The following is a 21,170-nucleotide window of genomic DNA, read 5'->3' on the forward strand; positions in this document are numbered from 1 at the left end:
CCACCGTTCAGCCAGCGGATTATTGTCATAAAAAGGCAAGTTCAAGGCGTGCAAGGTAAAGCGCGAAGTGGCGCCAGGCCAGATGATTCAATCGTCGCGAAGGACACTCTGATATCAACCGGTTAAGCCGCTTAAGCCGGTTGAAGGAGATACAAAGGTACCTTCTGGACGACGTTTTTGTGCTGAGCGCAGCATCAATCCAAGCGGTTCCCGCTCGAGCATCACTGCTACCCGGGAGAGGCCACAGTCGGCTTTCTCACGCTGCCCTTGGCAAATTTTCTGCAGCTTGACCAACCGTGCCACCCTATCGATTCGTTCTTTGACGAGATCAAGCGTGAAGCAAGGGTTGGCAAGCTGCAGGCGAACTGTGATCTTTGATACAGAACAGGAGACAACATGGCGAAAGTCGTTAAATTCTACGAAACGGGCGGGCCCGAGGTCCTTCGTCTTGAGGACGTTGGCGTTGGTGAACCGGGACCGGGGGAGGTCCGCGTCCGCCATGTAGCCGTGGGCCTGAATTTTGCCGACACCTACTTCCGCGGTGGTACTTACCAGGTTCCGCTGCCCAGCGGCCTTGGCAACGAGGCAGCCGGCGTGGTCGAGGCCGTCGGTGCCGGCGTGAGCCAATTGGCGGTCGGCGACCGCGTGACTTACACGGGCTTTATCAACACGCTGGGTGCCTACAGCACCGAGCGGCTGATTTCTGCCGCACTGCTGATCAAGCTGCCGGAGGCCATCAGTTGCGAAGCTGCGGCGGCCATGACCATGCGGGGCCTGTCCGCAGCTTACCTGGTGCGCCGAATCTACCCTTTCAAGGCGGGCGACGCCGTGCTGCTCCATGCCGCAGCGGGCGGTGTTGGCCTGATCGTTTCGCAATGGGCCAAATTGCTCGGGCTGACGGTGATTGGCACGGTTTCGACCGATGCCAAGGCCGAAGTGGCGCGCGCCCACGGCTGTGATCACACGATCAACTACAGCCATGAGGATGTGGCCAAGCGCGTGCGGGAACTGACGGACGGAGTGGGTGTGTCCGTGGTCTTCGACAGCGTGGGCAAGGCCACCTTCATGTCCTCGCTAGACTCCCTCAAGCGCCGCGGGCTGATGGTCTGCGTCGGTACCGCCTCCGGCACGATTCCGCCGTTCGATCCGCAAATTCTCGCCCGCAAGGGCTCGCTGTACCTGACCCGCCCGGGCCTGGCCGACTATATTGCCGATCCGGCCGAAAAGGCGGAACTGGTCGATGAGCTATTCGGTCACGTGGCGGCAGGCCGCATCCGCATCGAGATCAATCAGCGTTATGCCTTGGAGGACGCCGAGCAGGCACATCGGGACCTGGAGGCTCGAAAGACCACAGGCTCGTCCATTTTCGTGATTTGAGTGTTCCCCTTACCGGGAGACGCGAGCAGTCGGGCCGGTCCGGTCTGGAAAACGTAACCCAGTGACTTGGCAGTCGGGTCAGGTCGCTCGGGACCCGCTGCCGGTATGAATGCCACCGCCGCCAGGAATGCACGCACGGATTCCGATCGTCTGCCGGCGACCTGCACCCTTCAGTTCTGAATGACTCAGCGCGGCTTGAACCCACTGGTTACGCCTTGAGGGTAGCTCGACGGACGGGGGCGCGATGTTGTCATGAATAGTTAAATTCGAGACATCCAATGTAAAGCGGGAAGTGGTGCGAGGCCGGATGATTCACTCGTCGTCCCCGACACCTGGACATCCACCGCTTTCGACATTCTCGATATTCTCATATCAACTTGGAGATCCATCATCATGAACTTCCTCGACGGCCACCTGTATCCCGAGAACCAGCAGCCTCTGATCATCACAGCCGCTCCCTATGCGCCGGGCTGGATTCCCTCGGACTTCCCGGAAGATATCCCTGTCACCATGGAGGAGCAGATCCAGAAGGCGGTGGATTGCTACGAAGCCGGTGCCACCGTGCTGCATCTGCATGTGCGCGAACCCGATGGCAAGGGCAGCAAGCGTCTGTCCATGTTCAATGAACTGATCGCCGGGGTGCGCAAGGCCGTGCCCGAGATGGTCATCCAGGTGGGTGGCTCGATCAGCTTTGCGCCCGAGGACGATGGCGCGGCGGCCAAATGGCTCTCCGACGACACGCGGCATATGCTGGCCGAACTCGATCCGAAGCCCGACCAGGTGACGGTGACCGTCAACACCACGCAGATGAATGTGACAGAGCATGCTGGCCTGGATGACTTCAAGGGAGTTTCGCGGGGATTCCCGCACCTCTATGCGACTTACAAGGACATGATCGTGCCCTCGAACCCCAGCTGGGTCGAGGAGCACATCCGACGCCTGACGGCCGCCGGCATCCAAAGTGAGTTCCAGTGCTACAACATCAACAGCTTTGAAACCATTGAGCGGATGATTCGCCGCGGCGTCTACAAGGGGCCCCTGGTGATGAACTGGGTGGCGATCAGCGGCGGCATGGACCAAGCGAACATCTACAACTTGGCTAACTTCCTGCGTGCCGCGCCCGATGGCGCGGTGATAACGGTGGAGAGTTCGGTGCTGAACGTGCTGCCCGTGAACATGATCGGCATTGCTTTGGGCCTGCATGTGCGGTGCGGCATCGAGGATGTACTCTGGAACCAGACCCGCACGGGAAAGATGTCCTCTGTCGAGCAGATCAAGCAATTGGTGCGTATCGCCGGCGAATTTGGTCGTCCCATAGCGACAGCGAAACAGGCGCGAGAGATCATGCAGATCGGGGTCTTCTACGACACGGCGGAAGAGACGCTTCAGGCCAACGGCTTCGCGCCCAACCGTAACGGTGGCAACCAGGGATTCCTGCGCAAGCCGGCCTAAAGCCTCTGGGGGGGTGACATCAATGCTGTAGGAGTCGTCCTGCATTTTTCTATGGGACGGACTCAAGCTGAGGTTGAAGTTTCCCCCATCGACCGGACTCCTGACATCTCTCGATAAGGGCGTCGGTCATGATCCAAAAGGCAAGCAGCCTTACCGCTGTCCATCATGAAGGTTGTCTTGTGCGCGACTGCCTCACAAATCTCCGGCAATACAGCAAGCGGTTCCACGGCGCCGTCCAGCTTGCGCCCGCCGTGATTCGAGACAATGATGCCGTTTGCGCCCAAGGCGACAGCGCGCTCGGCGTCGGACTTATGCAAGATGCCCTTTATGACCAAGTTGCCGCGCCATCTTTGCCGGATTCGCTCGATATCGCTCCAGCTCAGGTGATCGCGCCCCGTCGTATCGCGAATCGCGGAGGCCGACAGGATCGGTGCGCCGCGAGACGCAAAAGAATTCTCGAAATGCGGCATTCCGGCTGGCGGCGTGGCCCCGGCGATGATCGCGCTACATGTGCCGAACGAGCTGGCAAGGAAAAACACCCCGGGCGCAAGGAGCGCGAGTTGCAGATTGCCCTGCGGCAAACGGAACGCGATCGCCAGCAGAACGCCTAACACGAGGCAATCGCCAATGGCCATGTTCCACCTCTTGAGCGACGAATCCCCGCTGATCCGATCGGTCATCACACCGCATATGAGTTGGCCAAGGCCGCTGACAAGGACCAGGCCGGCAGCTAGTGTAGCTGCTTCGCTGACAGGCATGCCCCAGTAGCGATTCAGGTAGCTGGCCAGCCACACGAACAGAGTGCCTTGAACGAAGATCTGCAGGGCGCTACTTCCCGCTTTACCTCGCATGCCTTGAACTTGGCTATTTATGACAGACATCCGCAGGCGCAGCGGAGCCGTGGTCGGGGCCCGCCTGCACGCTCTGGAGAGCTGAGCAGGGTTTTCCCTTTGCTTGCGCGAGTTGGTAATAACTTGTCGTGAACGGTCAAGCCCGTTGGCCCGGTGCGGTCCGAGAATGGACGAACAAGCCTTTCTAAACACGCAAAGCATCGCAATTGAAATCAAAAGGGGTAGACATGACGAAGCAGGCCAATCACTTGGTGTGGCGCGGTTGCGCCTTTGTAATCGGTGTTGGTGTCGCCGGGGGCATATCTGTGGCCCAGGCCCAGGAGGTTTGGCCCAGCAAGCCGATCCGGCTGGTGGTGGGGGGGCCTGCCGGCGGCAGTGCCGACGCCTTGGCCCGGCTGCTGGCGCAAGGCCTGCAGCAAAAAATGGGCAAGCCCGTCATCGTAGAAAACAAGGCTGGTGCCGCTGGTGCGCTGGCGATCAGCGATTTGCAGTCCAACGGCAAGGATGGCTATACCTTCCTGGTTATCCAGGGCGGTGTCGTGAGCGAAGCGCCGTTGGCCTACAAGGTCCATTACAAGCCTTTTACGGACCTGAAGCCCCTGGCCCAGATCAGTCGCACAGGGCTGGTGCTGGTTGCCAACAAGGATGTGCCAATCTCGAACCTGAAGCAGTTGGTGGACTATGGCAAGTCGCAGAAGGACGGCCTCGTTTTCGCGTCCTATGCTACGGGATTGAAGGGCCACACCTCGGGCATCCTGCTCGGCCAGCTCACGCATGTGCCAATGCGGCATGTGGGCTACAAAGGCTCTCCCCCGGCGTTGAACGACCTGATGGGTGGTCATGTACCCCTGATGTTCGATGGGGTAACTACCTCGTTGCCGCTGATCAAAGCGGGAAAGATCAAGGCGATTGCCTTGAACTATCCGACCCGGATTGCCGAGTTGCCGGATGTGCCGACGTTCAAGGAGCTCGGCTACCCGCAACTGGCGCAAGCGGGATGGTTCGCAGTGTGGTCCCGCCCGGATATCGCTCCGGCAATCCAGGAGAAAATCCGCGAGATAACACTGGCGTATTTCAAGCAACCGGCGGTGCAGAACCACGTCAAGGACATGGGGATGGAGCAGGGGGGCGTCGCTACGTCGGAAGAGTTGATGGCGGATCTGAAGCAGGCATACCAGCAACAGGCTGCGCTGCTGAAATCCATTAACTACCAGCCGGATGAATAAGCGACTATGCTGCGCAAACTCGCCATTGCAGTCCGAATGGCCTTTGCGCAGTCATTGGCCGGTGTATGCGGCATCGTCGTTCTGGCTCGTCCGTCAGTTACGGATACGGATCGCGGTCGTCGAGTCTGGCTGATCGTTTATAGCGGGCGCCGCCGTCTTCAAATCGCGCGGGCCCGCTCCTTCGTTCCCGATTGACGGCATGCCGCCGTGGGTTCGGTCACGAGAGTTCGTGAATGAACGCTTTGGCTTGCGGCCACTCGCCATAGCCTGAGGCGGGATTCAAATGCCCGACCTCGCCGAGTTCCACAAAGCGGCTGCCCCACGCCTTCGCCAGGCCACGGGCGCGATCGAGACGCGTCAGGGGATCGTTGCTGCTTGCCGCAACAATGCTCGGAAAGGGCAATGTGCCGCGAGGGATCGGCAGCCAGCCGTGGTAACTCAGCGTGCCGAGCGCCGGATAGCCTGCCGGCATGGACGTTTCGAGGTCCGCGGGCGCCGCGAGCAGCGCAACTCAGCTTGTCTTGCTCAAGCGGAGCGACGCTGACGACGCGAGGCAGCGTTGCCGCCAGCAGGGTTTGCCAGTGTTCCGGCACATGGTCGCGCAGGCCAGGGACGATGAGGACGGTCGGTGCCGTGGAGGTCATGTCGATCGTTCAGTAGGGCGCGTCACCGATGATGGCGGTACGCTCCATCTTTCGGTGGCACGGTGGATAATCCATCACTGCGTAGTGCTGGGTGGAACGGTTGTCCCAGAACGCAACGCTGTTCTTCTTCCAACGAAAACGTACTTGGTATTCGGGGATGTTGGCCTGGCTGACCAGGTAGCTAAGCAGATTGCCGGCACCCGGCGCCTTGTCCAGTCCGAAGCGCACGTTGGCCGGCACATTGAAATTGGTGAAGTGCGTCGTAAAGCTCCCGTTGACGAACAGCACTTTCTCCCCGGTTTCGGGATGGATGCGCACAACCGGGTGTTCGGCGTCCGGGTACTGAGCCTTCAGTGCAAGACGCTTCTCGATCGGCATCGCGGCACCGAAGCTCGCCTCAATGCTGTGGCGCGCGCGCAATGTGGCGATCTTCGTCTTGATATCCTCGGGCAACTGGTTGTAAGCCTTGACCATGTTGACCCACATCGTGTCACCGCCCACAGGTGGGCATTCGACGCAGCGCAGCACGCAGCCCATCGGAGGTTTTTCGCGCCAGGTAGCATCGGTATGCCAGGAATTCTCGTTGCGTTCGGGGGGGCTGTCCGGGGTCTTATAGATCTGAACCAGTCCTGGGTAATCGGGATGGCTGCCTACCACCGGATGGTCCTCCAGTTCGCCGAAGCGGCGGGCAAAGGCCACGTGCTGCGCGCGCGTGATGTCCTGGTCGCGGAAGAACACCACGCGATGCTCAAGGAGCAGCGCCCGAATCTCCGCCATCTGTTGGTCGTCTTCGGCAGCCGCGCCCAGGTTGACGTTGCTGAGTTCCGCACCGATCGTGCAGGTAATGGGCTCGACCCGGATCGAGTTGCGTAGAGAGGTTGCGCGCACCACTGCGGGTGCCGCCTTGAGGTGTTGAATCATGAGCGTGTCCCCGATTGTCGGTTAGGCCGATCGATCATTGCGAGTCTGGATGCAGCGGGTATCTCCCGCTTGACAGTACATGACAGGCATTTATCATTTCATGTCAATGTCCTATTCAGTACTCTAATGCCGTCACTTGTCCGCGCCGCGGCCCTCACCAACTACAGCGAGGTCGCTCGAGCTGCCGGACTGGACCCGGTGCGGATGCTCTTTGACGCAGGGTTGAGTCCGAGCGTACTGTGCGAGCCGGACATCATGATTCCGGTCGAGCGTGTCGGAAGGCTGCTTCAGGCGTCCGCAACCATGTCGGGCAACGAGAGTTTCGGACTGTGCATGGCCGAGTCGCGCCTATTGTCCAATCTTGGAGCGGTAGGCTTGCTGATCCGCGATCAGGCGACGCTGCGTGAGTCGCTTCACATGCTGATGCGTTATCAAGCGTCGCTCAACAGTGCGCTGTCGCTGGCGATCGAAGAGTGCGATGGGCTGGTCATTATTCGCGAGGTGGTAGTGGCTGGCAGCGCACATCAACCCACGCGCCAACGGGTTGAGCTGGCGCTTGGGGTCATGGTGCGGTTGATACGTCAGCTCCACAGGCCCGACTGGGAGCCGCGGCGTGTGTGCTTTGAGCACCCCGCGCCGCGCGACCTGAGTACGCACCGGCGGTTTTTTGGCCCTTGCGTCGAATTCAACCATGACTTCAACTGCATTATCTGCGCAAAGGCCGATCTCGATGCACGCAACCCGTCCGCGGATCCGGCCATGGGGCGCTACGCGCTGCGGCTGATAGACGCGTCGGCCATGTCGCAGCAGGCGACAATGCTTGAGGATGTGCGGCGCATGATCCTGCTGCTGTTGCCCAGCGGGCGCTGCAGCATCGAACAGGTTGCGGAGCATCTGGGTGTGGTGTGCCGAACGGTCCAGCGCCGGCTGGCGGAAAAGGGGCAGAGCTTCTCGTCGATCGTTAACGACATCCGTACTGAACTCGCCATACGCCATGTCACCGAGAGCGATCGTCCGTTGACGGAGGTGGCGACCCTGCTTGGTTTTTCCGCGCCGAGTGGATTCTCGCGCTGGTATCACGTGCAATTTGGCTGCAGCCCCAAGGAGAGCAGGGCAGCACGCGGCACATTGCATCGGCAGACGGCACCGACCTGAGCATAGCCCTGGCAGAGCGGAAGCCGCGTCGGGCCATGCCATGTACGGACGCACTCTTTGCCGGATTCGGGTTCTTCACGTCTTCCGTCTTGCCAGCCACGCGGCGCGTGGCGAATTGGCCCTCGAGCAACCTTCAGTGACCCCACCGGCTCTGCGTAACCCTCTGTGGAACCAATGCGGATTTTCACTTTATATTGTCGACAAAAATAAAATACCGTATCATGAAGACATTGCGCCCTTCCCGGAGTGCCATCGGAAAGAGCCGCGCATGCTTGGATGCCAGGGCGACAAGCTTCCATGTTCGGTGGGCCGTGCGCGCAGCCTTGGGAGAGGGGGGATATCACAATGAAAGACGATCAGTCAGCAGGCCATGGTCCGTACCTCCATCGGATGGGCTCGGCGATCTGCATGGGATTTTGCTGGCTCGCCGAGCGCCTCTCCTATGCCACAGCAGCGATGCTGTTGACCGATCTGATTGCGTGGGAAAATGACGGGTACATCGTGCGCAAATACCTGAACATCGATGCGCTTCCCGGATCCGACGAGTAGAAGCCGTGGTTCAGCCCGTGGATTGAATCCAAGGATAACAATCCGGCTCTGCTTCCCCTGTCTCTGCACGGGCGTGAGGCACCATGTTTCAGCGGTGGCCCGATGTCCCGGGGGCCTGTAGCGGGCCTGCAAGGACGTCGTCCTGTGCAGGCCCTGTTCTTTGGGGATGCGTGTGACTGTCAGGGTCAATGGTCCAGTTGGCTCCGCCAGTATCCGCAATCTGCCCGATTCGCCACGTAAGGTAAGATCTTGGCGCTGCAAGAGGTGCGCGGTGCCGACCAAGGGCGGCACCCGACCCGTTCCCCAATCATCGGAAGGACTTACCATTCATGGGCAGGCTCAAGACTACCAACACGCCGGAATTGCAGTCGCTGCTTGCACCGCAAACACCGCAGAATCCGGTCACGCTGGCTGTCGAGCAGGCGCTTATGCATGGACGCGACTGGTCGGCATCCGTAGCCGACCAGATTGCGGTACGGCTGGCGGGCCTGATTACGATCGACGTGATCCACGCAGGCCAGCGCTTGCTGGAGAAAGACATCAGCGACGTCCTGGCAGTCAGCCGCGCTCCTGTGCGCGAGGCCTTGCGCATCCTGGAGCGGGAGCGTTTGATTGAGTTCCGTCCCCGGCGCGGCGCCATCGTCACCGAGCCCAATGCCCAGGACCTGCGGGATATCTACGTCGTGCGGGACGCGTTGTTCGAAATACTGCTCAGGCAGTTGATGGAAGAGCGCGCGGACGCGCTGGAAGCGTTGTTCGAGCAGTTCATTCCGCAGTTCAGCAAGGCCGCCGAGGAATCGGTAGACGCCTATATCAGCGTGACCTTCCTCGCAAACATGGCCATGGCAGATCTGTCCAGCAACCGGCTGGTAGGAGAGGTGCTGAACTCTATCTCGCTGCGGGTCCTGCGCTATGTGCGGCTGGGGCTCGCATCCCATCCCGGCTCGCTGGAGAATTCCTTCAAGACCTGGCGTGCCCTGCAGCGCGCTGTCATCAAGCGGGACATCGAAGCCGTCTTGCAGACCGCGCACAAGCGCATCGGAAATTCCCGCGATGCTGCCGTCCGTGCCCTGTCATCCGGCATCCAGAAAGGCAAGGGCGGCGCTGCCGGCCGCAGCGCCGTGTCGGCGTAGACCTTCTAAGCTCGCGCGGGCAAGCCTGCCCGCCATGGCGCTCCAGTTTCCTCTCGGTAGGCGGGCGGCTAGCGAAGGCCGCGATATCTGCTCGCGAGCATGGCTCCCGTGAGGCTGCGGCTGTCCCGTCGGGAGAAATCGGCGCGGGTTAGCAGAGTCTCAAGAGCCGCTGCGTGCCGAACAGGGCTTTGCCCGAATCGACTTCCCCAGAACGGCACGGGCCCCTCGGCGCCGGCAAGACCGGCTTCTCAAACACCTGCTGCGCACGCGGGGGAACGAGCCAAAGCACCTGCCGATGCGCGCCACCTCAGGGCGATCTCCCACTGATCAAGCATGGCAATGACCGCCGGGTCGCCCCAGAGCCGCGCGAGGGCCAGCCGCGCGCGCTCGCGGCGCTCAGCGCATTTCAGTCTAAGTTATTTATGTCGACAAGAAATATTTTGGGCTGATATGATTGCCTGCACACGAGACTGGAATAGGGCGCTGATCGGTAAGGAAAGAGGACGCCAGGGCGCAAAAATAAACCAAAGGAGAAGAGACAATGGGATCATTCAGCAAGCGGAGCAAGATTCATGGTGCGCTCATCGTTGCGGGCGCAATCTGCACCGGCGGCGCACACGCGCAGAGCAGCGTGACGCTTTATGGCGTAGCGGATATGAACGTCGAGTTTGCTAGCCATGTCGGCGCCGTGCCCAGTGCAGCCAACAAGTTCAATGCGGGCCCGTCAAACAATGTCTACCGCATGGACTCCGGCGGCTTGTCCGGTTCGCGTTGGGGCTTGCGCGGCGTGGAAGATCTCGGCAACGGGCTGAATTCCCTTTTTGTCTTGGAAAGCGGCTTTAACCTGGATACCGGCACGTCGCAGCAGGGCGGCCGCCTGTTCGGTCGCCAAGCCTATGTCGGCATGCAAAGCTCGCAGCTCGGCCAACTGACTTTTGGCCGTCAGTACACGTCGATGTTCGAGGGCCTCGCAAACTTTGTACCCGCAGCCTTTGCCACGCAGTATGAACCGATCGTGATGCTGACAGGCGCGAACTTCCGCGAGGACAATACCATCAAGTACACCGGTCGGTTCGGCCCGGTCACCGCACTGGCACACTGGTCCTTCGGTACCGGCCTGGCATTGCCGACGACGGTGGCCAATGGTCCCCTTCTGGGTGGTAACGGTGAAGTCCCGGGCCAGTTCCGTCGCGATACCGCCTATGGTGCGGCTTTGACCTACATTGCCGGCCCCGTCGGCGTGGCTGTGGCTTACGACCAGTTCAACCCCACTGTGTCGAACCCCTTGAACGCGGCTGTCCTCGGGAGCGGAAATTTCAAGAAGGCGACGATCGCGGCAAGCTATGCGTTTGGCCCTGCAAAGATCATGGGCGGTTACCGCTGGGGGCAGAACAAGGACCAGAATGGCAGCCTGCTTGAACGCGACGACCTCTACTGGATCGGCGCCAACTACCAGTTGACGCCGGCGCTTGGCCTGACGCTCGAATACAACTATGACCACGTCAAGCGCTTTTTCGCGAACGCATCGACCCCGAACCCATGGCAAGTGGCTTTCATTGCCGACTACGCCCTCTCCAAGCGGACTGATGTCTACCTGACCACGGCATATGCAAAGAACGCGGGCCTGGGGCTGGATTCCGCGATGATCGCTTACGCGAACAGCCTTTCCCTTGGCAATAGCTACACACTTGCCAGCGGCCAAAGCAATATGCTCGGTGTCGCCGCAGGGATTCGCCACAAGTTCTGAGAACCTGTCTGAAAATTCGCTGCAGCGGTGTTTTGAAGGGCGGATGTGATGGCTGGTTAGGCCAAATTGAAGGGTTACGGCTTGCGCTCAACCCTGTCAGCTCGGATGAGCTCAGTTCTGTCGTCCAGTGGCGCAGGTCAATCCGCTTAACTACGGGCCAGAACAGTGCGCCTGCAATTCGGCAGAGTTCAGCCGAAAGCAGGCATGCATCCGAATCAGACAACACGCGTCCGACCCGGCGCCACTCAGGGCGGTAATAGCGCGGCGTGGGCCGCGGCGAGAACCTCGCGATTCAAACCGTCGAGCAACCCTGACGCTGCGCGTGCGTGTTGCCAGTGAAGCGGTACATCAAGCGGGGTGTCCGGCACCAATTCGACCAATGAGCCGTCCTCAAGATGAGGGGCGATCAGTGCCTCCGGATGCAAGCCCCAGCCCATGCCAGCCAATGCCGCGGTGACAAAGGCGTGGGACGAAGGCAGCGTGTGCCGGGGAAGCTCCACGTGCCGATGGCACAAACGCCGCACCCATCGCGCCTGCAGCTCATCTTTGGTGTTGAACATCAGGCTGGGCGCCAGCGCCAGGCTGCCAGCACCGACGCCATCGCCGAAATGGCGCTGGATGAAAGCGGGGCTGGCGGCCGCCAGGTAGCGCATGGAGCCGAGCGGACGGCTGTTGCAGCCAGCGGCAGGACGGGCTGTGGCTGTTACGGCGGCCAGCACTGCGCCGCTGCGCAACCACTCCGTGGTGTGGTCCTGGTCGTCCACCGCCACCTCCATCAACACCGGACTTTCTGCAGCGAAGGCGGCAATGGCCGGCGCGACCCAGGTGGCCAGGCTGTCGGCATTGACCGCAATGGGCAGGGCTACCCGTGCCATGCCCTCCGGGGCAAGCGCTGGTAGCGCCCCTTGCAATTCCTGCTCGAGCAGCCGCACACGGTCAATGTGCTGGCATAGCCGGCGGCCCGTTTCCGTGGCCCGGCAGGGCTGATCGCGCACCACCAGCGCGCAGCCTACGCGCTCCTCCAGCAGTCGAACACGCTGCGAAATTGCCGATGGCGTCACATGGAGAGCGCGGGCTGCCCGCTCGAAGCTGCCCTCCCGAACCACCGCAGCCAGGGCAGACAGAGCAGAGTAGTCAAGCATCAGATTAGTTCAGCTAAAGCTAATTAAGAAAAGATAGTTTGTCTTCATTTTCTAACGCAGGCAAGCTAGATGTATGAACACTTCGCTTGCCTTATCCGTTTCCCTCCAAGGCCTGGCCCTGAGCCTGGGGCTCATCGTGGCCATCGGCGCACAGAATGCATTCGTACTGCGCCAGGGGCTGCGTCGTGAGCATGTGGGCAGCGTGGTGCTGTTGTGCGCCATGGCGGACGCATTGCTGATTGCAGCGGGTGTCATGGGCATGGCCCAGGCATTGGGGGAGCGCCCCGGCCTCGCGCGTGTCCTGGCGCTGGCCGGTGCCGTCTTCCTGGCGGTATATGGATGGCAGGCACTGCGCCGCGCGCGGCATGCTCACCAAATGAAAGCACCTGACGGTGGGAAGGGTCTCAGCAGGGGGGCCGCGTTGGCTCAGGCGGCAGCGTTCACGCTGCTCAATCCTCATGTTTATCTTGATACGGTGCTGCTGGTGGGCAGCATCGGTGCCCAGCAACCAGCAGCGCTGCGCGGCTGGTTCGTGGCGGGCGCCAGTTTTGCCAGCCTATTCTGGTTCGGGCTTCTGGGCTTTGGCGCGCGCTGGCTGGCGCCGTGGTTCGCCCGGCCGAGGGCCTGGCAGCTGCTGGATGGTCTCATCGGTATGACCATGTTTGCGCTGTCCGGTCTGCTGGTGCAGCACGTATTCCGGGGATTGTGAGGTGCTTGCGGGGGGCGTCGAATAGGTAGCGGCCCTGGCTGCAGCGGCGCTTTGTCCCACGGGTCACCTCGCCCAACCCGTCGCACAAAGGTGTTGGTAAGCGGGCCTTGTGTGCCTAATATGCACGGTGAGCATTGGCTTGCGGGGATTTTCATTTGCCCCGGCATTTTTCGTAAGAAGGCAATGCGGAACTAAAGATGCTGGAGGAGACGGAAATGATCGTGCGTAAATTGCCCGCAGTTGGTTTAACCGTTGTGATGGCGCTTGCCCTTACGGGGGCGAGCGCCCAACCAGGAACCGAATCAAACCAGATACCGGCTGCGCCGCCGACCACTGCGGAAGCCAAGGCCATCATTGCCGAACATTTCAAGGCGGCCGACATCAACCATGACGGTAAATTAAGCCGCGAAGAAGCCAAGGCGGGTATGCCGGAGGTTTACAAGCACTTCAAGGAGATCGATGTCAGGAAGCGGGGTTACGTAACAGAACGTCAGATCGGCGCCTACTGGGAGATGAAGACCAAGCAACAGATGCAGAAGGAAGATCCCATTTGGAACTGAGCCCTCTCTGCTATGGCGACCGAACTCGCCCAGGGTTCGGAATGGGGTAGCCTGCGCTCCGATATTCGAACCGGTTCGGACGTTCCGGGCGGCGTCTTGATGCGTCCGAAGCCATGGTCCATATCGCAGTGAGCTCGACCCAGTCGCATCAACCGAGCGATGCGCCAGGCCACCACCATGAGCAATGCCAGCGCGCGGAATCAACGATATTGCCTACGTCTCAGGCGGGATTGGAAGCTCAGGCCGCAGCCTGCGCGCGTTGGCAGGAAGGGATATCGGAGGTGCCGAGGGGTGCACTGCATATGTCGTCGAGTTGACGGGGCGTAGCCGTCCAGCTGACTAAAGGAGAGCAGTCGCGAAGGGGCTATCTGCCCGCTGCAGGGCAATTCTGATCACTGGCAGCATAAGCCAGCTGCTCTCCAGGGGCGCTGCAGCTTGCCTCGCTCCCTTACTGTGACAGCGCGCTCGTCGCCGGAAAGCCAAAAAAGTGACGGGCCAGTCCGGCTTATGACAAAATAAACGCCCCCTGATCACACCGGAAATGACGTTGCGGTCTGGACGTCGACGTACCCTTGAGTCATATTTCTGGCACGGTTCCCATTTCGCTGGTCAACGGCTTCCTGTCGGGCGCCGATCCCGCTGCCATTGAGCGGCTGGCGGAGTGCTCCGGCATCCCCCACGGCTTGCTGCGCCGCCCTGGCTCCCGCGTGACCGAGGAGCAGTTCTCCACGCTTTACCGCTTGCTCGCGACCGAACTGGACGACGAAATGCCGGGCATCTTCAGCCGCCCCTTGCGCAACGGCACGCTGAAATACCTTTGCCTGAGCCTGCTTGACGCCCCGCGGCTGGAGGTCGCGCTGCACCGGTTCGGCCAGTTCTTCCACCTGATCCTGGATGATTTCCGGCTGGATTCGGGCCGCGACGGCGAAGGCGGTTGGGTTGCCATGGCGGCGGATCCGGCGGGCCCCTGCGTGACCGAACTCGGCCGCGAACTTATCATGAAGCTGGTGCACGGTATTGCCTCATGGCTGGTTGGGAAGCGGATCCCGCTGATCGCGGCGGAGTTCGATTTTGCGCGTCCCGCGCACGCAACGGACTACCTCTTTCTCTTTCCGGGGCCGGTTCAGTTCGGTAGCGCGCAGACACGCATGCGCTTCGAGGCGGCTTACCTTGATATGCCCGTGCGGCAACGCAAGGCCGACCTGCAGAGATTCCTGGCGCGCGCCCCGGAAGACTGGATCTTCGTCTCCTTTGCCGACCAGATGGTCTGCCACCGGGTCAGGCAATTCCTCGCCGATTGCCTTCCCGCCATGCCGACGCTGGAAGTGGTTGCCCAGGACCTGCACTATTCTGTGCGCACGCTTTGCCGCCGGCTTGCGGACGAAGGCACGACGTTCCAAGCGATCAAGGACGACGTGCGGCGCGATATCGCGATCCAGCGGCTCACGCGTTCGCCCGACGCCATCGCGGCAATCGCTTATGACGTCGGCTTTGACAACCCGACCGCGTTCCACCGCGCCTTCCGGCACTGGACCGGCAGCACGCCCAAGGCGTACCGCGGCATGGCCTGAGCGGCCCGGCTAGGCGGCGGCGCCGCTGTAGTGGGCGCCGAAACGCTGCCTGAGTACCAGCTTATGCAGCTTGCCGGTCGCGGTCAGCGGCAGTTCCGGCACGAACATCACATCGTCCGGGATCCACCACTTGGCCACCTTGCCTTCATAGAAGGCCAGTAGTTGTTGCGCATCGAGCGTGCTGCCGGCGCGCCTTACCGCGACCAGCAGGGGGCGTTCGTCCCACTTGGGATGGGCACAGGCGATACAGGCCGCCAGCTCGATCTCCGGATGCGCAACGGCGATGCCCTCCAGTTCGATCGAGGAAATCCATTCGCCGCCGGACTTGATCACATCCTTGCTGCGATCCGTGATCTGCATATAGCCGTCGGCGTCGATCGTGGCGACATCGCCGGTGGCGAACCAGCCATCGTTCTCCAGGCAGGTTTTCTCCATGCCGAAGTAGCGCTCCACGACCCAATGGCCGCGCACCATCAGATCGCCCGCCGAGCGTCCGTCCCACGGCAACTCGGCACCGTCGGCATCGACGATCTTCATCTCGACACCTGGCACGACCCTGCCTTGCTTGGCTTCGAGCTGCGCACGCTCCTGCTCCGGCTTTTGCGCAAAGCCCTGCGAGGGCGAAAACACGGTGCCAACCGGCGACAGCTCGGTCATGCCCCAGGCGTGTACCGACTTGATGCCCAGTTCGCCCAGCGCCTTGGCCAGTTGCGGCGGGCATGCCGCGCCGCCCACGATGACACGCTCCAGGCTGTTGCAGCGCTTGCCCGTGCGGTGCATATGGTCGGCCAGGCCGAGCCAGACCGTGGGCACGCCGGCCGACACCGTCACGCCTTCCTGGTCGAACAACGCCGACAGGGACGCGCCGTCGAGCGCCGGACCCGGCAGCACCAGTTTCGCCCCGACCAGCGCCGCCGAGAACGGCAGCCCCCAGGCATTGACGTGGAACATCGGCACGACAGGCACCACGGAGTCCGACGCACGCAGGCAAAGCGCGTCCGGCAGCGCCGAGGCATAGGCCATCAGGCAAAGCGAACGGTGCGAGTACAAGACGCCCTTCGGATTGCCGGTGGTGCCGGAGGTGTAGCAAAGCACCGCCGCCAGCTGCTCATCCAGGCGGGGCCAGTCGAAATGGCCGGGCTGCCCGCCGATGAGGGCCTCGTAGCTTTCGAGCGGTAGCGCCGGTGCTTGCGGCAGGCTGGTAGCGTCGCACAGCATGACCCATGACTCGACATGAGGACATTGCGGCGCGATCTGCTCGACCAGGCCCAGGAACGAGGCATCGAAGCAGACCACGCGGTCGCGGGCATGATTGATGATGTAGGCGATCTGTTCGGGGAACAGGCGGGGGTTGATGGTATGACAAACCGCGCCAATGCCGGTCACGCCATAGTACAGCTCCATATGGCGATAGCCGTTCCACGCCAGCGTGCCGACACGGTCTCCCGCCACGATGCCGCGGCCCGTCAGTGCATTGGCCAGTTGCATGGCGCGGACATGGCAGTCCCGGTAGGTATAGCGGTGAAAGTCGCCCTCGACGCGCCGGGATACGATTTCCACCGTGCCGGAGTGCCGCGCAGCCTGCTCCAGCAATGCGGACAATTGCAAAGGCGCGTACATCATCTGACCGAACAGGTCCATGGTCTTGTCTCCTGACAGGCGGTTTGTCGTTATGCCGGTTGCATTCATCGGTCATGGCGACGCCGGCTGCGAGGCATTCTAGATGTGCCCGCCATCTCCGGCACTGACAGGAATGGCCGAACTAGTGACAAATCCGGCCAATCGAGCCGGGGTGCATGGCAAGCGGCCAGCGCGACGCAAAGCGGCAGGTTTTGTCAATGAATGGGCAGGTTTGGTTATTCCCGCATGACGCGGCGGGCGCTACGATCCGGTATCCAGACCATGCGGTGCCGGCATCCGGCCAGATGCACCGCGCCCTGTCCCCAAAATGGAGTCCCCAAGAAATGACCTACCGTGCCCCGCTTAAGGACATGTTGTTCGTGATGAACGAACTGGCCGATCTTGACGCAGTCAGCAAGCTGCCCGGCTTCGAGGACGCCACGCCGGAGACGGCGCAGGCGGTGCTCGACGAGGCGGCCAAATTCAACGAACAAGTGGTGGCGCCGCTCAACCGCATCGGTGACACCGATCCCAGCAGCTGGAAGGACGGCGTGGTTACCACCACGCCCGGTTTCAAGGACGCGTTCCGCCAGTTTGGCGAGGGTGGCTGGCAGGGCGTGCTGCATCCGCAGGAATTTGGCGGCCAGGGCTTGCCCAAGTTGATCGCCACCGCCTGCAACGAGATGCTGAACACGGCGAACCTGTCGTTCGCGCTGTGCCCGCTGCTGACGGACGGCGCCATCGAAGCCCTGCTGACGGCGGGCAGCGACGCGCAGAAGGCCACCTTCCTGCCCAAGCTGATCTCCGGCGAGTGGACCGGCACCATGAACCTGACCGAGCCGCAGGCCGGCTCGGACCTGGCGGCCGTGCGCACGCGCGCCGAGCCGCAGGGTGACGGTACCTACAAGGTGTTCGGCACCAAGATCTTCATCACCTACGGTGAGCACGATATGGCGCAGAACATCGTCCATCTCGTTCTTGCGCGCACGCCCACGGCACCCGAGGGCGTCAAGGGCATCTCGCTGTTCATCGTGCCCAAGTTCCTGGTGAATGAGGACGGTTCGCTGGGCGCGCGCAATGATGCGCACTGCGTGTCGATCGAGCACAAGCTGGGCATCAAGGCCAGCCCCACGGCCGTGCTGCAGTTCGGCGATCACGGTGGCGCCATCGGCACGCTGGTCGGCGAGGAGAACCGCGGCCTGGAATACATGTTCATCATGATGAACTCGGCGCGTTTCTCCGTCGGCATGCAAGGCATCGCCGTGTCGGAGCGGGCCTACCAGCAGGCTGTGAATTTTGCCCGCGAGCGCGTGCAAAGCCGTCCGGTCGATGGTTCCGCACGCGAGGCCGTGACCATCATTCATCACCCGGACGTCAAGCGCATGCTGATGACCATGCGCTCGCTGATCGAAGGCGCGCGCGCGGTAGCGTATGTGGCCGCGGCCATGTGCGACACGGCGCACCAGCATGCCGACGACGCGGTGCGCAAGCAAAGCCAGGCGTTCTACGAGTTCATGGTGCCCATCGTCAAGGGCTGGAGCACCGAGTTGTCGATCGATGTGACCAGCCTGGGCGTGCAGGTACACGGCGGCATGGGCTTCATCGAGGAGACCGGCGCGGCCCAGCATTATCGCGATGCCCGCATCCTGCCGATCTACGAAGGCACGACCGCGATCCAGGCGAACGACCTCGTCGGCCGTAAGACGCTGCGCGACGGTGGCGCGGTGGCCCGTGCGATCTGCGCGCAGATCGCCGAGACCGAGGCGGCGCTGGGCAAGCATGGTGGCGCGGCATTCACCGCGGTGCAGGCGCAACTGGCCAAGGGGCGCGCCGCGCTGGAGACCGTCGTGGCGTTCGTCGTGGCCAATGCCAAGTCGGACCCGAATGCCGTGTTTGCCGGCAGCGTGCCTTACCTGAAGCTCTGCGGCATCGTGTTTTCAGGCTGGCAGCTTGGCCGCGCGATGCTCGCGGCGGATGCGAAGCGTGGCGAGGATCCGTCCTTCCACGACGCCAAGATCTCGACGGCGCATTTCTACGCGGAACACATCCTGTCGCAGGCATCGGGTTTGCGCGATGCCATCGTGGCAGGCGCGGTGCCGGTCAATGCGTTGAGCGAAGCGCAGTTCTGAGATCGCACGGTAGTGGGCATTTGCCGAGGCTGACAAGTTGCGCCAACGCTGATTGAAATGATGACAGTGTTGACTCCCTCAGGCACTGTCACGTTGATGGGGCGCTCGCTTAAGAAGGCACCGAGTGCGCCGCCGCCCCGGGTCGTCACTCACGCCAGGGCGCCATGTCAGTCCAGTGCTTCGGCCTTGCGGAAGTACGCGCTCGGGCTGACGCCGAAGGTCTTGCGAAAAACCGCCGCGAACGCGCTGGGGCTGTCGTAGCCGTGATCCAGCGCCACCTCCAGGATGGCGTCGCCCTGCGCCAGCCTGGGCAGGCTGAGCAGCAGTCGCGTGTGGCGGCACCAGGCGCCGAAGGTCAAGCCTGTTTCGCGCTTGAACAAGCGCGCGAAGGTGCGCTCGTTCATATGCAGCTCCGCCGCCCAGCCGGTCAGGGTGGCCGCCTGGGCGGGGCTCTGGATCAGGCGTGCGCACAGTTGCGCGGCGCGGGCGTGCTGCGGCATCGGCAGGTGCAGGGAGAGCACGGGCGCCGCCCGGATTTCGTCCAGGATCAGTGCCATGATGCGCTGGTCGCGCCCTTCCGGCGCATAGCTGGCCGGGATCCGTACCGCATGCAGGATGAGTTCGCGCAGCAGCAGGCTGACTTCGATGGCGCGGCAATCCTGCGGCATGGCCGCGCAGGCGTCGCCGGCCACGAAGACCGTGCGCATGCGCACATCGCCGACGGCGCCGATGCGGTGCCTGAGCTGCGGCGGCACCCATACCGCGCGCCCGATCGGGACCACCCATTCGCCGCGCGCGGTGCGCACAATCATCACACCGGAGATGGCATGGATCAGTTGTCCGTGTTGGTGCCAGTGCTCGGCCAGCTCGGAGCCGTCCGGTTGGTCGTTGGCCACCACCACGATCGGCCGGGGCGTCTGCAGCGATTGCTGGAGGGCGGCGTCGGACAGGGTCTTCATGAGGCGGATCTGTGGTTCGGTGAAAGCGTCATCGTGCGCGCCAGTGTAGCCCGCCCGCCGCCCATCGGCTGGCGGCAGGCGGCGCCACCCTGCCGCAGGCTAGGCAGCGGCAAGGCCCTGCTCGTCGATACGCGGGGCGCGGTCGCGCAGGCGCAGGGCAAGCGTGCTGGCCACGCACAGCACGCCGAGCACGGTGGCCAGCGTGAAGGCAAGGCCGCGCGCGTCGGACAGCAGGCCGAACAGCGGCGAGGCCATGCCGCCCACCGACAGCGCCAGGCCCAGCGTGATGCCACTGGCCATGGCAGGGTTGCGCGGCAGGTAGTCCTGCGCCAGCGTGACCTGCGCCGTGAACGGCAGGAACATGGCAACGCCCAGCAAGACCGTGAACACCAGAGCCAGCGGCACGCTCTGCACGAGCACCAGCCCGGCCAGCATGGGCAGCATCAGTACATAGCCGGCACGGATCGCGGTCATGCGGCCGCGGCGGTCGCCAAGCCAGCCGCCCAGCAGCGTGCCCACCGCGCCGGACGCCGTGAACGCGGTCAGCACCGCGCCGCCGAGAAAGGCGCTGCCGCCGAGATCGCGCGTCATATGGAGCGATAGCATCGACAGCACCGTGACATAGGGAATCGACCAGCAGATGATGGTGGCTACCAGCAGTCCGAAGGCGCGCCAGTGATTGGGCGCCGGCGCCGCCTGCGAACGCCTGGCCGCGGCTGCGCCGGGCACGGCCGCCGGACGCGCCGACGCGACCAGCCACAGCACGGCCATCAGCACGGCCGGGATGCCCAGCAGGTAGCTACGCGCCAGCGCGCCGCCCCCAACCGCGAGCGCGGCCAGCAAAGGCGCGAAGGATGCACCGACGGTGCCTCCCACGGAGAACACGCTCATTGCCTTTTGCGAGGTGCCGCCGGCAGCGCGGGCGGCCACTGTGGCCGGCGGATGGTAGGCGGCGATGCCGAGGCCGCTCAACGCGATGGCCACCCAGGTGGCGAAATAGGTGGACGCCATGCCAGCCAGCACTACGCCGAGCGCGGCCACCAGGAAGCCGGTGGGCACCAGCCAGCCGCGGTGCGCGCGGTCGGCATAGGCGCCGAACAGGGGCTGCACCACGCTGGAAAGGCCGGTGGCTGCCAGCATCAGGCCGCTCACGGCCGCGTAGCTGTAGCCGCGCTCCAGCACCATGAAGGGCAGCAGGGCCGGCACCAGCCCCTGATAGAGATCGTTGACCGCGTGCGTGCCGGTGAGCAGGCCGAGCCGCTTCTTGTTCATGCGGCGTCTCCCGTGCGGCAGGCGGGGCGTGGCGAGGGGGCGAATAATGGCATGTCTGGATCCTCCTTGACGTTTGAATGGAAGATCGTAGACAGCACCCGGAAATTGATCTCGCGCGGAAACCACAAGATTCGTCGCGAAATAGACAAAAGG

At 62.7% G+C, this 21,170-nt stretch carries 16 protein-coding genes and 2 pseudogenes; 11 read left to right on the forward strand and 7 right to left on the reverse strand.

Translation table 11 applies throughout. The annotated features are described in order from the left end of the window. Window positions 1-396 precede the first annotated feature (396 nt). Complete coding sequence (locus F7R26_RS26635; protein ID WP_150991377.1) at window positions 397-1,377, forward strand: quinone oxidoreductase family protein; 981 nt, start codon at window positions 397-399, stop codon at window positions 1,375-1,377. Between the two features lie 393 nt (window positions 1,378-1,770). After that, window positions 1,771-2,829 (forward strand): beta-keto acid cleavage family enzyme, encoded by a 1,059-nt coding sequence (locus F7R26_RS26640; protein WP_150991374.1) that lies wholly within the window; start codon window positions 1,771-1,773, stop codon window positions 2,827-2,829. Window positions 2,830-2,981: 152 nt separating this feature from the next. Here the strand turns inward: F7R26_RS26640 and F7R26_RS41515 are convergent. Beyond that, a pseudogene (locus F7R26_RS41515) lies at window positions 2,982-3,302 on the reverse strand (alpha-hydroxy acid oxidase); the annotation flags it as partial. A 605-nt stretch (window positions 3,303-3,907) separates the two neighbouring features. Here F7R26_RS41515 and F7R26_RS26655 point away from each other — a divergent pair. Further along, a complete protein-coding gene (locus F7R26_RS26655) occupies window positions 3,908-4,906 on the forward strand; it encodes a Bug family tripartite tricarboxylate transporter substrate binding protein (protein ID WP_150991371.1) in 999 nt (332 codons plus the stop codon). A gap of 217 nt (window positions 4,907-5,123) precedes the next feature. On the opposite strand, the pseudogene F7R26_RS26660 reads toward F7R26_RS26655, so the two are convergent. Then, a pseudogene (locus F7R26_RS26660) lies at window positions 5,124-5,550 on the reverse strand (RBBP9/YdeN family alpha/beta hydrolase). A gap of 9 nt (window positions 5,551-5,559) precedes the next feature. After that, window positions 5,560-6,471, reverse strand: a complete 912-nt coding sequence (locus F7R26_RS26665) for a TauD/TfdA dioxygenase family protein (RefSeq protein ID WP_150991369.1) — start codon at window positions 6,469-6,471, stop codon at window positions 5,560-5,562. A gap of 126 nt (window positions 6,472-6,597) precedes the next feature. On the opposite strand from F7R26_RS26665, the gene F7R26_RS26670 reads away from it, so the two are divergent. The 4 genes from F7R26_RS26670 (at window position 6,598) to F7R26_RS26685 (ending at window position 11,055) form a co-directional block, all read left to right on the forward strand. After that, complete coding sequence (locus tag F7R26_RS26670) at window positions 6,598-7,626, forward strand: AraC family transcriptional regulator (protein ID WP_150991366.1); 1,029 nt, start codon at window positions 6,598-6,600, stop codon at window positions 7,624-7,626. 345 nt (window positions 7,627-7,971) lie between these two features. Then, on the forward strand, window positions 7,972-8,175 hold the full coding sequence (locus F7R26_RS26675; protein ID WP_150991363.1) for a hypothetical protein: 204 nt from the start codon (window positions 7,972-7,974) through the stop codon (window positions 8,173-8,175). A gap of 329 nt (window positions 8,176-8,504) precedes the next feature. Next, window positions 8,505-9,308: a GntR family transcriptional regulator gene (locus F7R26_RS26680; RefSeq protein ID WP_150991360.1), complete on the forward strand. Its 804-nt coding sequence runs from the start codon at window positions 8,505-8,507 to the stop codon at window positions 9,306-9,308. A gap of 541 nt (window positions 9,309-9,849) precedes the next feature. Then, window positions 9,850-11,055, forward strand: a complete 1,206-nt coding sequence (locus F7R26_RS26685; RefSeq protein ID WP_150991357.1) for a porin — start codon at window positions 9,850-9,852, stop codon at window positions 11,053-11,055. 245 nt (window positions 11,056-11,300) lie between these two features. On the opposite strand, the gene F7R26_RS26690 is transcribed toward F7R26_RS26685, so the two are convergent. Beyond that, window positions 11,301-12,197 (reverse strand): LysR family transcriptional regulator ArgP, encoded by an 897-nt coding sequence (locus F7R26_RS26690; protein ID WP_150991354.1) that lies wholly within the window; start codon window positions 12,195-12,197, stop codon window positions 11,301-11,303. Between the two features lie 73 nt (window positions 12,198-12,270). Between F7R26_RS26690 and F7R26_RS26695 the strand changes: the two genes are divergently transcribed. From F7R26_RS26695 to F7R26_RS26705, 3 genes are all read left to right on the forward strand, one after another. Then, a complete protein-coding gene (locus F7R26_RS26695; RefSeq protein ID WP_150991351.1) occupies window positions 12,271-12,906 on the forward strand; it encodes a LysE/ArgO family amino acid transporter in 636 nt (211 codons plus the stop codon). A gap of 215 nt (window positions 12,907-13,121) precedes the next feature. Continuing rightward, on the forward strand, window positions 13,122-13,466 hold the full coding sequence (locus tag F7R26_RS26700; RefSeq protein WP_150991348.1) for a CREC-EF hand family protein: 345 nt from the start codon (window positions 13,122-13,124) through the stop codon (window positions 13,464-13,466). Between the two features lie 581 nt (window positions 13,467-14,047). Next, on the forward strand, window positions 14,048-15,037 hold the full coding sequence (locus F7R26_RS26705; RefSeq protein WP_416351371.1) for an AraC family transcriptional regulator: 990 nt from the start codon (window positions 14,048-14,050) through the stop codon (window positions 15,035-15,037). A 9-nt stretch (window positions 15,038-15,046) separates the two neighbouring features. Here F7R26_RS26705 and F7R26_RS26710 read toward each other — a convergent pair whose 3' ends face one another. Continuing rightward, complete coding sequence (locus tag F7R26_RS26710; protein ID WP_150991345.1) at window positions 15,047-16,678, reverse strand: 3-(methylthio)propionyl-CoA ligase; 1,632 nt, start codon at window positions 16,676-16,678, stop codon at window positions 15,047-15,049. 323 nt (window positions 16,679-17,001) lie between these two features. Between F7R26_RS26710 and F7R26_RS26715 the strand changes: the two genes are divergently transcribed. After that, window positions 17,002-18,786, forward strand: coding sequence for an acyl-CoA dehydrogenase (locus F7R26_RS26715; protein ID WP_193692250.1), 1,785 nt, complete (start codon window positions 17,002-17,004; stop codon window positions 18,784-18,786). A 167-nt stretch (window positions 18,787-18,953) separates the two neighbouring features. Here F7R26_RS26715 and F7R26_RS26720 read toward each other — a convergent pair whose 3' ends face one another. Both F7R26_RS26720 and F7R26_RS26725 read right to left on the reverse strand, forming a co-directional pair. After that, window positions 18,954-19,745, reverse strand: coding sequence for an AraC family transcriptional regulator (locus F7R26_RS26720; RefSeq protein ID WP_150986644.1), 792 nt, complete (start codon window positions 19,743-19,745; stop codon window positions 18,954-18,956). 99 nt (window positions 19,746-19,844) lie between these two features. Beyond that, window positions 19,845-21,017 (reverse strand): MFS transporter, encoded by a 1,173-nt coding sequence (locus tag F7R26_RS26725; protein ID WP_150986643.1) that lies wholly within the window; start codon window positions 21,015-21,017, stop codon window positions 19,845-19,847. Window positions 21,018-21,170: the final 153 nt, after the last annotated feature.

Source organism: Cupriavidus basilensis, from assembly GCF_008801925.2.
GTDB classification, from domain to species: Bacteria; Pseudomonadota; Gammaproteobacteria; order Burkholderiales; family Burkholderiaceae; genus Cupriavidus; species Cupriavidus basilensis.

Excerpts from the sequence above, each read along its gene's own strand:
- F7R26_RS26635 (WP_150991377.1), top strand. The coding sequence starts at position 397 with ATGGCGAAAGTCGTTAAATTCTACGAAACGGGCGGGCCCGAGGTCCTT.
- F7R26_RS26640 (WP_150991374.1), top strand. The coding sequence starts at position 1,771 with ATGAACTTCCTCGACGGCCACCTGTATCCCGAGAACCAGCAGCCTCTG.
- F7R26_RS26655 (WP_150991371.1), top strand. The coding sequence starts at position 3,908 with ATGACGAAGCAGGCCAATCACTTGGTGTGGCGCGGTTGCGCCTTTGTA.
- F7R26_RS26665 (WP_150991369.1), bottom strand. The coding sequence starts at position 6,471 with ATGATTCAACACCTCAAGGCGGCACCCGCAGTGGTGCGCGCAACCTCT.
- F7R26_RS26670 (WP_150991366.1), top strand. The coding sequence starts at position 6,598 with ATGCCGTCACTTGTCCGCGCCGCGGCCCTCACCAACTACAGCGAGGTC.
- F7R26_RS26675 (WP_150991363.1), top strand. The coding sequence starts at position 7,972 with ATGAAAGACGATCAGTCAGCAGGCCATGGTCCGTACCTCCATCGGATG.
- F7R26_RS26680 (WP_150991360.1), top strand. The coding sequence starts at position 8,505 with ATGGGCAGGCTCAAGACTACCAACACGCCGGAATTGCAGTCGCTGCTT.
- F7R26_RS26685 (WP_150991357.1), top strand. The coding sequence starts at position 9,850 with ATGGGATCATTCAGCAAGCGGAGCAAGATTCATGGTGCGCTCATCGTT.
- F7R26_RS26690 (WP_150991354.1), bottom strand. The coding sequence starts at position 12,197 with ATGCTTGACTACTCTGCTCTGTCTGCCCTGGCTGCGGTGGTTCGGGAG.
- F7R26_RS26695 (WP_150991351.1), top strand. The coding sequence starts at position 12,271 with ATGAACACTTCGCTTGCCTTATCCGTTTCCCTCCAAGGCCTGGCCCTG.
- F7R26_RS26700 (WP_150991348.1), top strand. The coding sequence starts at position 13,122 with ATGATCGTGCGTAAATTGCCCGCAGTTGGTTTAACCGTTGTGATGGCG.
- F7R26_RS26710 (WP_150991345.1), bottom strand. The coding sequence starts at position 16,678 with ATGGACCTGTTCGGTCAGATGATGTACGCGCCTTTGCAATTGTCCGCA.
- F7R26_RS26715 (WP_193692250.1), top strand. The coding sequence starts at position 17,002 with ATGACCTACCGTGCCCCGCTTAAGGACATGTTGTTCGTGATGAACGAA.
- F7R26_RS26720 (WP_150986644.1), bottom strand. The coding sequence starts at position 19,745 with ATGAAGACCCTGTCCGACGCCGCCCTCCAGCAATCGCTGCAGACGCCC.
- F7R26_RS26725 (WP_150986643.1), bottom strand. The coding sequence starts at position 21,017 with ATGAACAAGAAGCGGCTCGGCCTGCTCACCGGCACGCACGCGGTCAAC.